General features: G+C 40.6%; 10 protein-coding genes. 3 read left to right on the plus strand and 7 right to left on the minus strand.

Going from position 1 to position 12,456, the window contains the following annotated elements:
* Nucleotides 1-55: 55 nt before the first annotated feature.
* The 3 genes from V7K38_RS22580 to V7K38_RS22590 form a co-directional block, all read right to left on the minus strand.
* Complete coding sequence (locus V7K38_RS22580; protein WP_174712867.1) at nucleotides 56-559, minus strand: DNA recombination-mediator protein A; 504 nt, start codon at nucleotides 557-559, stop codon at nucleotides 56-58.
* Between the two features lie 81 nt (nucleotides 560-640).
* A complete protein-coding gene (locus tag V7K38_RS22585) occupies nucleotides 641-775 on the minus strand; it encodes a hypothetical protein (protein ID WP_334860834.1) in 135 nt (44 codons plus the stop codon).
* Between the two features lie 30 nt (nucleotides 776-805).
* A complete protein-coding gene (locus tag V7K38_RS22590; RefSeq protein ID WP_334860836.1) occupies nucleotides 806-1,900 on the minus strand; it encodes a phosphotransacetylase family protein in 1,095 nt (364 codons plus the stop codon).
* 388 nt (nucleotides 1,901-2,288) lie between these two features.
* Between V7K38_RS22590 and V7K38_RS22595 the strand changes: the two genes are divergently transcribed.
* Nucleotides 2,289-2,510, plus strand: a complete 222-nt coding sequence (locus V7K38_RS22595) for a hypothetical protein (RefSeq protein WP_334860838.1) — start codon at nucleotides 2,289-2,291, stop codon at nucleotides 2,508-2,510.
* Between the two features lie 108 nt (nucleotides 2,511-2,618).
* Nucleotides 2,619-3,599, plus strand: a complete 981-nt coding sequence (locus tag V7K38_RS22600) for an aldo/keto reductase (protein WP_334860840.1) — start codon at nucleotides 2,619-2,621, stop codon at nucleotides 3,597-3,599.
* Between the two features lie 137 nt (nucleotides 3,600-3,736).
* On the opposite strand, the gene V7K38_RS22605 is transcribed toward V7K38_RS22600, so the two are convergent.
* From V7K38_RS22605 to V7K38_RS22620, 4 genes are all read right to left on the minus strand, one after another.
* Nucleotides 3,737-5,740, minus strand: coding sequence for a sensor histidine kinase (locus V7K38_RS22605; protein ID WP_334860843.1), 2,004 nt, complete (start codon nucleotides 5,738-5,740; stop codon nucleotides 3,737-3,739).
* The gene (locus tag V7K38_RS22610; protein WP_334860845.1) at nucleotides 5,727-6,059 is read right to left on the minus strand and encodes a hypothetical protein; all 333 of its coding nucleotides are present in this window, start codon (nucleotides 6,057-6,059) and stop codon (nucleotides 5,727-5,729) included. Before V7K38_RS22610 ends, V7K38_RS22605 begins: the two co-directional genes overlap by 14 nt.
* Nucleotides 6,060-6,402: 343 nt before the next feature.
* Complete coding sequence (locus V7K38_RS22615; RefSeq protein WP_334860847.1) at nucleotides 6,403-6,903, minus strand: fatty acid hydroxylase; 501 nt, start codon at nucleotides 6,901-6,903, stop codon at nucleotides 6,403-6,405.
* Nucleotides 6,904-8,232: 1,329 nt separating this feature from the next.
* Nucleotides 8,233-8,412 (minus strand): CopG family transcriptional regulator, encoded by a 180-nt coding sequence (locus V7K38_RS22620; protein WP_334860849.1) that lies wholly within the window; start codon nucleotides 8,410-8,412, stop codon nucleotides 8,233-8,235.
* A 441-nt stretch (nucleotides 8,413-8,853) separates the two neighbouring features.
* Here V7K38_RS22620 and V7K38_RS22625 point away from each other — a divergent pair, with 441 nt between their 5' ends.
* The gene (locus tag V7K38_RS22625) at nucleotides 8,854-12,396 is read left to right on the plus strand and encodes an NB-ARC domain-containing protein (RefSeq protein WP_334860851.1); all 3,543 of its coding nucleotides are present in this window, start codon (nucleotides 8,854-8,856) and stop codon (nucleotides 12,394-12,396) included.
* Nucleotides 12,397-12,456 lie beyond the last annotated feature (60 nt).

Consider the following 12,456-nt stretch of genomic DNA (forward strand, 5'->3'; position numbering starts at 1 on the left):
CATCGGTCATTAGTCATCAGTCAAATACAAATGACAAAAGACAAATGACAAATGACTAATCAAAGTAGAAAAGCGTCACCACTTTTCTTTGTTCTTCTGCATCTTGACAAGTTTGCAACAAGGTGCGGCTGTCGTGAAACGCAAAACAGATTAGTTGCTGGCAACGGGAGACAATTTCCTTGTTGCACAGGTAACTAGCTTCCGCAAGAGACAGATTATCATTACTGGGATTTTCCACTAAATGCATTACCTGTTCTAGTTGCTGGCGCGATTCCAAAGGCTGGCGTTCCAGGCTTTGGGGTAGAATCACCGTCAACAAATTTGCATCAGCCCGCGTTGCTCCCTTAATGGCGGCTGAATTTGTACCTGTAGCACCAGAAGTAATGATGCGATTACCCGATAGAACTAGGGCATAAGTCATCATTTCAATCAGATTCTGATGCGTAATTGGAACGTGACGAGAACCCAACAAGGCGATTTTTTTGGAACCCGTTTGTTGGATTGTCGCCAGTTCTTGTGCTAATGTATCGAGTTTAATAAGGTCTGTTGATTGGCTCAAAGATAGACATAATCCGATTAAACGACCCAGACATTTTACCAAACAGCGTGTAGGTGCGAGAAAAACTTGAGTTAGACATTGCTACAATTTTTCGATTGTTTGGTTGAATAACTCGATTACGGTGCGGAGGGAGACGGTACGCGATCGCCTCTGAGGTGACAGCGTGCCGACTTTATCTTCGCCAGGAATACAGGCTCCTACCTGATAATTGAGCATAGATGCTCTTAATTGTTGAGCTTGATGAATCTAAGACAATGCTGCTGCTGGAGTTAAACCCAGTTTAGATAACAGGCGTTCAATGTCAAAATGCTCAGACATTAACTGGCGAATGCAGTGAACCTTAATCGGTTCGTGGAGGCGGACTTGTCCGAAAGTGCGGTTAACAATTTCGACAGTGGTGAGGGTGTCTAAGTCAACAGATAAAATGGGGATTTCTAGTTCTTCAGCACGGCTGAGAATGAACGGCGGCGGCGGTAGTTGCCCGGTGAGAATTAAACATTGGGTAGATGTTTCCAAAGCGGCTTGCTGAATTTCGACGCGATCGCCTCCGGTTACAACTGCCATATTTCGGCGTTTGCGGAAATACTTGACAGCAGAGTTGACATTCATTGCTCCAATTGCCAAACTTTCTACCAGCAAATCCATGCGATCGTTGCGACAGAGAACATCAGCCTTTAACTGTTTCACCAGTTCGCCAACACTTATACTACGGAGCAAATCGCTATTCGGCAGCATTGCTAGCACGGGAATACCCTGCTGTTCCAAAAATGGACGCAAGAGAGTGTCAACCGCTTCTAGTTGGGTGACAGGGATATCATTGATCACAACTCCCATCAAGCGATCGCCCACACGCCCTTTAGCAGCCAATAGCGCCTCGACCGAAACCAACGATTTATAGCGGCTTACCAACAGCACACCAGCATCCAATACTTCAGCCATTTGCAGCAAAGACAAGTCAAACAAATTGCCTTCAGAAAAATCACCAGGCCCCTCCAGTAACACCAAATCTCCTTGAGATTTATGCAAATATTGCTGTACTAGAGACTGCTGATAATCGGTTTTGTCTTCCCCTCGTAAGCGCTTCTGCACATTTAGTTCATCCAAAGCCAGCATTGTAGGTGCGACACGGTTTTCCGGCAAATTGAGGCTAAGAGCGATGAATTGGACATCTTCCTCAATTACGGTTCCACTAGACGAATTTAGACACGTACCAAGCGGTTTACCGTAGGTAATATCCAGTCCTTTTTGCTGTAGCTGATGAGACAAACCCAGAACAGTTGCAGATTTACCGCTATAAGTCTCCGTTGAGCCAATCAGCAAATATTTAGGGGATTTTGGCACACATGCACTCCTAATTTCAAAATTCAGAAGAACCCAGCTAGGTGTTTCCTAATTCTAGTTCCTTCTGGCAAAAGCCTCCCGCTCTCACAAATTAAGGTTTCCCAGAATTCGCTTCTGAATAAACAGGCGAGGCTCTTATGGGTAGGTTTTTCAGATTAGACCAATTTTTGGGGTTTTAGAAGCAAAAAGATTGCTTGAAACCTTAAAACTACGTTAAATATCTTCTAGGTTTCTATAGGAATCCGGTTTGATTTCTGAAAATATACGTAGGATGTGAGCGCAGAGAGTACGGCATCAAACCCTTGATAATAGTGCGTTACGAACTCCGTTCTAACACACTCTACAATTTTCTTTGCTAAGTAAGATTTAGTTTAAAAAAAGCATTGACATGAACACCAACTTAGAAGAATTTTCATATCTATGGAAGAATGGCTTGGACTCTGATTGGGCACTCTTAAAATTCAATACTTCACCTTCAGAAAAAGAACCAAGATATTTAATTGTAAATACGAAAACTAAACAGGGTTTGCTAGTTCATGATGATGCTATCTATCAGCATCTAAAAGAAACTATGTGTGAAAAAGGGGTTCGTATTATTTCAAGTTTATGATTATGTATATTTTTCCAATAAATACTTCTAAGTGTAGATGACTAAGTGATAAAGAAAGGGATAATGCTGAAGGAGTAGATTTTCTCTGACTCACTAGGAGACTATTTGATGAAAACCAGAAAGCTAGGGAAACTTGGGTTAGAAGTTTCAGCCATCGGACTTGGTTGCATGGGAATGTCCGAGTTTTATAGTGGTCGTGATGAAATTGAGGCGATCGCAACAATTCATCGAGCATTGGAACTTGGAGTTAATTTTCTTGATACTGCTGATATGTATGGGCCTTTTACTAATGAGCAATTAGTAGGCAAAGCCATTAAGGATCGCCGAGATCGAGTAGTATTAGCAACCAAATTTGGTAATGTCCGCACAGAAGATGGTGGTTGGAAAGGGATTAGTGGCAAACCCGAATATGTCCATCAAGCTTGCGATGCCTCGCTAAAACGTCTGGGAGTGGAAGTGATTGACCTCTATTATCAACATCGGGTAGATACAACCGTACCCATTGAAGATACCGTAGGAGCAATGGCAGAGTTAGTAAAGCTGGGAAAAGTGCGTTATTTAGGGCTTTCAGAGGCTGCTCCGGCGACGATTCGGCGGGCTGTGGCAGTTCACCCGATTGCGGCACTGCAAACAGAATACTCGCTTTGGAGTCGAGAGCCAGAGGATGAAATTTTACCTACTGTGCGGGAATTAGGAATTGGGTTTGTTGCCTATAGCCCATTAGGAAGAGGATTTCTATCAGGTGCGATCGCTAGCCCTGACGATCTAGCTTCTGATGACTATCGCAGAAATGCTCCTCGCTTTCAAGGCGAGAATTTTTATAAGAACCTACAATTAGTCGAGCAAGTGAAGGCAATTGCCACCGAAAAAGGAGTAACTGCTAGTCAACTTGCACTAGCATGGCTATTGGCTCAAGGAGAAGATATTGTGCCAATTCCTGGGACAAAACGCCGTACCTACTTAGAAGAGAATGTTGCAGCTACCGAAATTACTCTGACTGAACAAGAGTTGAATCGACTGGAAGCAGTTGCGCCAAAAGGTGTAGCAGCAGGTGAACGCTATCCTGACATGAGTACTGTTAACCGTTGATCTATTAACCAAGTGTAACCAGATTTGTGTTGATAATTCCTAATAGTGCGATGTCTACGATGGCCTTGTGGTACTACTTCGTGGAAGCAAGCTGACTGTTGTATTCATCAAATTGCTTAAACATAGTTGAAGTTTCTCTAGTGGCGTATTTCGGTAGGGTTAGAATAACAGAAACAAGACAACAAAGTGGCGTAAAGCTTTAACGAAATTGGGTGGCGTTGGAACATCTGGTAAATTTGATCGGGTGATGCAGTTTCCACGTCTGGATTGTGCTGTGAAAGTCGCTGGATCAATTGAGTATGGCGGATCAGCAAATCTGTGGGTTTGAGCATTGGAACTGTTGATGCAATGAAGCCGTCGGCATCGGGTGTATGCGATAATTCCGTTGTGGCAGTTGGCAAGGCAAACGTATAATTCTCTTCTTCAGCAGCGTCCGCCACTGCACAATTTAAAGGAATCTGAATCCAGAATTCTGTGCCTTCACCTGGTTGAGAACGACACTTGAGCATTCCTCCATGTTTGTCTACAATAATTTGGTAACTGATTGCCATGCCTAAGCCGGTTCCCTTACCAATATCTTTCGTGGTGAAAAAGGGATCGTAAATGCGGCGGATGACTTCCTCCTTCATGCCTGGGCCATTGTCGGCAATGCGAATCACAACCCACTGCCCATCAAGGACTTTGGTACGAATAGTGATGGTCGGAAGTATCCTTTCTCCTTTGTCATTTGTTACTTGTGATTCGTTTGATGCCAATGACCAATGACTAATGACTAATGACTCTTCGAGCGCATCAATGGCATTTGCCAGGATGTTCATAAACACCTGATTTAACTGTCCGGGATAGCATTGAATTAAGGGAAGCTTGGTATAATCTTTAAGGATTTCAATTGCTGGACGGCGAACATCTGCTTTTAAGCGATGGTGAAGAATCATTAATGTTCCGTCGATGCCATCATGGATGTTCACGGCTTTCATTTTGGCTTCATCATGGCGGGAAAAGTTTTTCAGGGATTGGACAATTTCTACGATGCGATCGGTGCCCAGTTTCATCGAATCTAGCAGTTTGGGGAGATCCTGCATGATAAATTCCAGGTCTATATTGTCTAACTCTGATTCCAACTCTGGAGGAATAACAGGTAGGAAGTTCTGATACTTTTCCAATACGTGTAACAAGTCTTGGGAATATTCGGCAACATATTTTAAATTGCCGCAAATAAAGTTAATCGGGTTGTTGATTTCGTGGGCAACTCCGGCAATGAGTTGTCCGAGACTGGACATTTTTTCGCTTTGGATTAACTGAGTTTGAGCCAATTGCAGATCGTGGAGAGCTTGCTGAAGCTTCTGTGTCTGGGCTTTTGCCTGGACTGCTGCTTGAGTGCTTTGCTCGTAAAGTAAAGCTTTGTCAATAGCGATCGCACTTTGAGAGGCAAAGATACTCACAAGTTTCAGGTGTTCGGCTTTGTATGATTCAGTTTGGGATGTGCCAATAGCGATCGCTCCAAGTACCCGCTCCTTGGCTCGTAACGGTACGCAAATCATGGCACTAAGGTTTGTTTCCCCCTCTAATCGAGGATCGGCTTGCACATCATTGATCAGTTCAGCCCGGTTGGATTGGATAATGTTGCCAATAATTCCCTTACCTGGTTCCGGCTGACTGTCGTCAAAAAACACTCCAAATTCGGCGATGATTTCAAATGGAGTTCCATCTGAACTCAGGAGCAAAATTATCCCCCCAGACGATTCAATCAATTGACTCAATTCTTGAAGCACAAGTTGGGCAATCTGTCGCGGATCTAAACTTGTGGTGAGTTTAGTTGAGATATCCTCAAACAAATCAATTTCCTGGTATCGCTCCAGCAATTCTATGGCGAGTACTTTCTTCTCAGCTTCCTGCTTGGCCAGAAACGAGAGCAAAGTTGCCAGTAGAGTTGCCTGTTCTTCCCCAACAACCCAACCGATGATTTCTCCTGGCACCTCGATTGGATACCGGTTTTCGGTAGTTTGCTTTCCAATACTAATTAGTTTTGTGCCATCTACCAGTTCAACATCAATTGCAATGTTGAATTGGTAAACTAAGTTATGAAGGAGAGATGGCAACTCTTTTTTATTGAGAATCTTTCTGAGGTTAACTGCTGACATAAAATACCTCATCTAAATTGACTGCATTCAAGCCAACCAGGTTATTAATTTTATCTACCACCTCTGCCGCTAATTTTTTCAAGACGGATATTTTCTCTCTTTCTACCAGTTGCGATCGCGCAGCCTCTCGGATAGGAAAGAAGCCTACACTATATTGCAACCTTCTGCCTCCTGCCGACGATCGCGGACTCGCTACTGCTGCACTATGCTGTCTCCTACCTTCTTCACCGTAACTATCCGTACCCTTTCCCTGTGGGACGCTCTGCAAACGGATAAACAGGCTATGCCGAGCATCTCCGAAAAAGAGATGAATTCTCATAAAAATCTAGGGATATAGTAATTTACTAATTAAGACTAGTTTTCCCAAAAATATTGGCGATGTAACAGCGAAGTTGAGTGGTAGCAAATACCCTGAAACTCCTTAACAGGGTATGCTTCCGTTTGTGTAACTGGCTCATTCTTTGATGACACGCCCTAGAAAAACCATAAGTAAAGCTTTAATAAATTAGATAAAGGCATAGATTTAATTCTATGGTCGATTGATATCTCTTGTTGCTAGCGCATTTCTGAGACTGTAAAATATAAATAGCGGACAAAAAGAGGCTGCGATCGCAGCCTCTTTTGGTACTTTTAAAAAGTATTGAGATCAGCGTTAGCTTCAGTTAGATGCGAGAGTAGCGAAAACGAATTCTGAGTAACCGAAGCCAGCGTAACCACATTTGTGCAGGTTGTTCAAAGAAGGTGAAAATATCACCGAAACCTAAATTAGTTTTGTGATGATGTAACCAGTGTCCCTCAGGAGTAGTAACAAATAGAATTTGGCATAAAATATTTATCGGCCTTGGAGTTTGCCAACCCAGTACACTTATGTGTCTCCACCATACATGAAACTGACCAAGCAGTAATCCCGAAATAACGCCAATGGGAGAGAAAGACCACAAAAGTACTGCCATGAGTACATAAGGCAAAGCTCCCAATATCCCATCTAAAAGAACCTGGGGATTAAAAGTCAAAATAGCGTAGTGGCGGAAGTCCTTTTTCCAGGAGTGGTGCGTTTTTAAATGAAGGCTACCAAAAACGTGCTCGGGTACGTGGTAAATGAATGTAGATAGAAAATCCCCAAAAAACAGTAATAACCAAGCAACAGCGATAGCCTCAAGCATTTTTACTCCTCAAGAATAGTTAAGAAAACTCCACAGAAAATATGCAAATGTCATGCTGTAGGCGTAGACACATGGTTTCCTCTATACAAGTAGGATCTGTACGTCTTCTGAGTCTACGCTCCAGTGAATTTGTCTCAAAGGATGTGTAATTGGATCAGTTGCAGTTTCATAAATCTCCAGTCCTTAATGCAGTAAACAGCAACTCGCAAGAACCTCCAATTTGACTTCTAGCTCTAGGTTAATGGTAATAATACATCTAAAATCCGATAGTAATACTGTATTTTCCTCTAGTTACTACACAATCTTCTTACTAGGGGATACAGCATAGGCAAAGATTTAGTTAAAATTAGTACAAATTTAGGTTAAGGTTTTTGTCACATTGTTAATTTTAAATTGATTGCAATTAACAATGCTTAAAAAATGTTTGAAACTTATGCTATTGATATATGAAATAATTTTATATCCTTCTAAGTATCCTTTAAAAAAGGAGAATTAGATTTCGGTTTTACCTTTTTTAAGGGTAAAGACTAAGTAAGTTTGCATAATAAAACCGAACTATGTAAAGAAAGATAAACTAGACTAAAATCCTCTCCCCTCCAGCCTCCTGGTTTATCCCAACGACAAATTTTTACGCCAATCTACTTACGATATTCTTACAGAGGGAGGGATTATATCGGAGAAAAGAAGTTTCTTCAAGTGGAGCAAGTGGCATGGTTTAGGGAGATAAATAAGTGCCTCAAATCTCCTCTGAATTAGAGAAAAACCTTGGTTTGGGATAAATCCTAATTTTAGGCATTTATTGCCAAATAAATACAATAGCATTATTATTACTGTTTCTTAGCAGAGTTAATTATTTTATTTGCAAATATTTTTGTCGAGTTAACTAATAGTAATGAGAGTTAGACTGATCGGACAATATTCGTCTAATTAGTCGAATACAAAAATTCTAGCTTGTATTGGAACTTTCACAAACACACCATCAATTTCCTCAACCTTGTATTTGATAGTTGCTACAAAGCACTCCAAAACCAACATCAAACATTTACTATTTAATCCAGCCTTCTGTTTCTTACGTTTACTTGTGGATACCCCATCGATCATGTTCTTGACTTGATGATGTACGTTTTATCAGAAGTTTTTCAGATTTATCAAGGATGCTGAAGTATTTTAACTGTCATACTTGATTCATTCACGAATTCATCCTATTTTTAGATAAAATAAAACCCTGGACAAAGTTTTACCCTCTTGTACAAGGTTGTCTATTCTTTTATATACTTAAGACAGGCTCTTTTAGACTTGGGCTGTATAGACTTGGCATGAAAAGTCAGGTCAAGGTAGAGCTTGAATGAGTTCCCGAATCACATCTATTGCGGATCTACCTGTCTGTTCACAATACTTTTCAAGGTTTTGAGCTTCATCTGATGTCAAGCTTAAGGTAATTCGCTTAAGCGCCCTTTTTTTACTGGAGGTTGCCAAACGGGAAGATTTAAGTGCAGTAGTTTTATTCATTGATTGATAGTCTAGATATATACAAGCTTTCTTTATCAAGATTGCCAATTCCGAACTGTCTTTACCAGTGAAAATCGGGATTTTTAGATTGAACTTAAGCTTTCTGCCCAAATATCTTACTGAAAAGCTAAGGTAGCAAATAAATAATATATACGTAATGAATCTGCCGTTACCTGTGGTACTAGAAACTTTTAGCTAAAGAGTTTATGTCACTAATGTCCTATAAAGTAGATTGTCTGTTGAGCAAGTGGTATTGAATTACCGAGACTAGTAGATTGCAAAAGATGGTTTTATCAGTAAAGATTCTTGTTAATATATTATGTTTTAAATCCTCTGCAATATGAGGTTATTTATTTGTGATAGCTATCACCTCATATTTATAGCAACCTAGTAGATAATTCCTTTTAGTCAAAGGTGATTACACCAATAGTGAGTTAATACATGACTTTACAGAATTGGAGACGCAAGCGTGGCGTTGCACTTACTACCAAGGGGTTACAAAAAATTAAGGAAGCAAAGCATCAATCAGAAGCAAAAGAGAATTTTGGAAACAGGTATACTCTTGAAGAAATGAGTGTCCGCTCTGGGTTATATTCTGCTACCATCTCGAAAGTATTTAATCGAGAAGGAGGAGTTGATAAACAGACTATTGAAAAGCTTTTTTCAGTTTTCCACTTAAAAATAGATAAAAGTGACTATTCAAGCTCAACTAATCGTGTAGATTGGGGAGAAGCTATCTTTAACTCGGTTTTTTATGGACGTATTGAAGAACTGACTACGCTGGAGCGATGGATTCTGAATGAACACTGCCAATTAGTTGCACTATTAGGAATAGGAGGGATTGGGAAAACTACTCTATCTGTAAAACTTGCTCAACAAATTCAGGACAACTTTGAGTATGTGATCTGGCGATCGCTACGAGAAGCCCCACCTGTTACAATTATTCTCAGTAACCTGATTCAATTTCTATCTGACGAACAAGAAACAGAAGGTAACTTACCAGAAAGCTTTAGCGATCGCGTATCACGACTCCTCTATTATTTGCAAAATCATCGCTGTTTAGTGATTCTTGATAATGCAGAGTCAATTCTCCGCAGTGGTAGCCGCGCGGGACTTTATCGAGAAGGACATGAAGAATATGGTGAGCTTTTAAGACGGATAGGAGAAGCAACTCACCAAAGCTGTTTAGTGCTGACTAGTCGGGAAAAACCGAAAGAAGTGGCATTACTGGAAGGAGAAGCATTATCTGTTCGCTCCATACCACTGAGTGGCTTGAAGGTGGCAGAAGGGCAAGAAATCTTAAAACTTAAAGGGCTATGTGCGGTAGAGGATGAATGGAAAGTAATGATTGAGCGCTACGCAGGCAATCCACTGGCCCTAAAGATAGTTGCTACAACCATTCAAGATATTTTTGGTGGTAATATCACTGAATTTTTGCAGCAAGACACGGCTGTTTTTGGCGACATTCGTGATGTTTTAGAGCAGCAGTTTGAGCGCTTGTCAGATTTAGAAAAGGATATTATGTACTGGCTAGCGATTAATCGTGAGTCGGCTACACTCTCAGAATTGCGAGATGATATTACCTCACCAGTTGCACAATCAAAATTACTAGAGGCGATAGAATCGCTGGGAAGGCGATCGCTAATCGAGAAAGCTACGCCTACGCTGATTGGAAAAACTGGATTAGTTTTTACCCTCCAACCTGTGGTCATGGAGTATGTAACTACTAAGTTGATAGAACATGTATGTGAAGAGATTCTAACTCAGAATATTTATTTATTTAGGAGTAAAGCTCTAACAAAAGCAACAGCAAAAGAATATGTTAGGGATACTCAAATTCGCTTTATCATCAAACCAGTTATAGATTGGCTGCTTACTGCCTTTAGAAGTAAAAAAAACTTAGAAAATCACTTAGCTCAAATTTTAGCAACGCTACGAGAGATATCCCCTCTAGAACAAAGTTATACAGCAGGAAATATCTTTAACTTGCTTTGTCATTTAGAAACTGATCTCAGTAGTTATGATTTTTCTCATCTAACTATTTGGCAAGCCGATTTGCAGCATATAAAGTTGCATAATGTAAATTTTGCTCATGCTCATCTAGCTAAATGTGTTTTTATTGAAACCTTTGGTGGTATTTTTTCAGTAGCCTTTAGCCCGAATGGTAAACTTCTAGCTACTGGTGATACCAATGGAGAAATTCGCTTGTACGAAGTTGCCAACAGTCAGCAACTTATGGCTTGTAAGGGGCATACTGGTTGGGTTTGGTCAGTTACTTTTAGTCCCGACGGTCAAGTTCTTGCTAGTGGCAGTAATGACCAAACAATAAAGCTGTGGGATACCAGTACTGGTCAGTGCTTAAAAACTTTTGAGGGTCATAGTGGTGGGGTTCGTTCAGTCACTTTTAGTCCTGACAATCACGTTCTTGCTAGTGGCAGTGATGACCAAACAGTGAAACTGTGGAATATCAGTACAGGCAAATGTTTCAAAACATTACAGGAAAATGGTTGTAGTGTATGGTCTGTTGCCTTTAGTCCCAAAGGTGATGTGTTGGCAAGTGGAAATGATGACTATAAGGTAAGGCTGTGGGATATTAACAGCAATTCATGTATTCACACTTTAGACGGTCATACTCAGTGGGTATACTCAGTTACTTTCAGCCCTGACGGTAATACACTAGCTAGTGCTAGCCATGACCAAACAGTTAAACTTTGGGACACAAATACTGGTAAATGTATTAAAACTTTGCAGGGGCATACAGACTTGGTACATTCAGTTACCTTTAGCGTCGATGGTAGCACTCTTGTTAGTTGCGGTGAAGACCAAACAGTTAAGGTATGGGATTTCGTGACTGGCCAATGCCTTAAAACTCTACAAGGACATAAAAGTAGGGTATGGTCGTTAGCAATATGTATAAATCAAAATATCTGTGCTAGTAGCAGTGATGACCAAACGGTAAAGTTATGGAATATCAGTACTGGTCGATGCATTAAGACCTTCCAGGGTTACAACAATGGGATATGGTCAGTTGCTGTTAGCCCAAACGATAATTTCCTTGCCAGTGGTAGTAATGACCAAACAGTGACAGTGTGGGATGCTATTACTGGTAAGTGTCTCAAAATTTTCCGGGGACATGATAGGAGAGTTACATCAGTTGTTTTTAGCCCTGATTCTCACTTGATTGCTAGTGGTAGCGAAGACCAAACATTAAGGTTATGGGATATAAATAATAGTAAATGTCTTAAAATATTGAAAGGACATAGTAATCGAGTTACATCAGTTACTTTTAGTGCTGACAGCTATTTTTTGGCAAGTGGTAGCGATGACCAAACAATAAGAATATGGAATGTCAGCACTGGTGAATGCCTCAATATTTTACGAGAACATAGTGGTAGAACATGGTCAGTCACTTTCAGTTCTGACAGTCATGTATTAGCTAGTGGTAGTCATGACGGAACAGTAAAACTCTGGGATATTCGCATTAGCAAATGCCTTTATACTTTACAAGCTCATACCGAATGGGTTTGGGCAGTTGGTTTCAGTTCAGATGGTGGTATGCTAGCTAGCGGTAGCGGAGACCAAACGATTAAAATCTGGGATGTCACTACTGGTCAGTGTATTAGAACTTTGCAAGGCCATACAAATACTATATATTCAGTTGCTTTCAGTTCTGATGGTCGCATACTGGCGAGTGGCAGTGGAGACCAAACAGTTAAGCTTTGGGATGTTAGCACAGGTAGCTGTTTAATAACTCTATTAGGACATACTAGATGGGTTTGGTCAGTTACCTTTAGTTCTGATGGTCAGACTGTGGTCAGTTGTAGCGAAGATGAGACAATTAAAATTTGGGATGTACAAACAGGTGAATGTTTAAAAACTTTGAAAAGTAAAAATCCTTATGAGGGAATGAATATCACTAGCATAAGTGGCTTAACTGAGTCTCAGAAGGATACTTTAAAAGCTCTAGGAGCAGTTGAGTATTAAAGGGGACTTAATATTAGAGTCATAATACAAAGTTAAGCCAGCTTAGGAACAAGTGCTAAT

The organism is Nostoc sp. (assembly GCF_036917465.1).
Classification (GTDB): Bacteria; Cyanobacteriota; Cyanobacteriia; order Cyanobacteriales; family Nostocaceae; genus Nostoc.

Excerpts from the sequence above, each read along its gene's own strand:
- V7K38_RS22585 (WP_334860834.1), bottom strand. The coding sequence starts at position 775 with ATGCTCAATTATCAGGTAGGAGCCTGTATTCCTGGCGAAGATAAAGTC.
- V7K38_RS22595 (WP_334860838.1), top strand. The coding sequence starts at position 2,289 with ATGAACACCAACTTAGAAGAATTTTCATATCTATGGAAGAATGGCTTG.
- V7K38_RS22600 (WP_334860840.1), top strand. The coding sequence starts at position 2,619 with ATGAAAACCAGAAAGCTAGGGAAACTTGGGTTAGAAGTTTCAGCCATC.
- V7K38_RS22605 (WP_334860843.1), bottom strand. The coding sequence starts at position 5,740 with ATGTCAGCAGTTAACCTCAGAAAGATTCTCAATAAAAAAGAGTTGCCA.
- V7K38_RS22610 (WP_334860845.1), bottom strand. The coding sequence starts at position 6,059 with ATGAGAATTCATCTCTTTTTCGGAGATGCTCGGCATAGCCTGTTTATC.
- V7K38_RS22615 (WP_334860847.1), bottom strand. The coding sequence starts at position 6,903 with ATGCTTGAGGCTATCGCTGTTGCTTGGTTATTACTGTTTTTTGGGGAT.
- V7K38_RS22620 (WP_334860849.1), bottom strand. The coding sequence starts at position 8,412 with ATGAATAAAACTACTGCACTTAAATCTTCCCGTTTGGCAACCTCCAGT.
- V7K38_RS22625 (WP_334860851.1), top strand. The coding sequence starts at position 8,854 with ATGACTTTACAGAATTGGAGACGCAAGCGTGGCGTTGCACTTACTACC.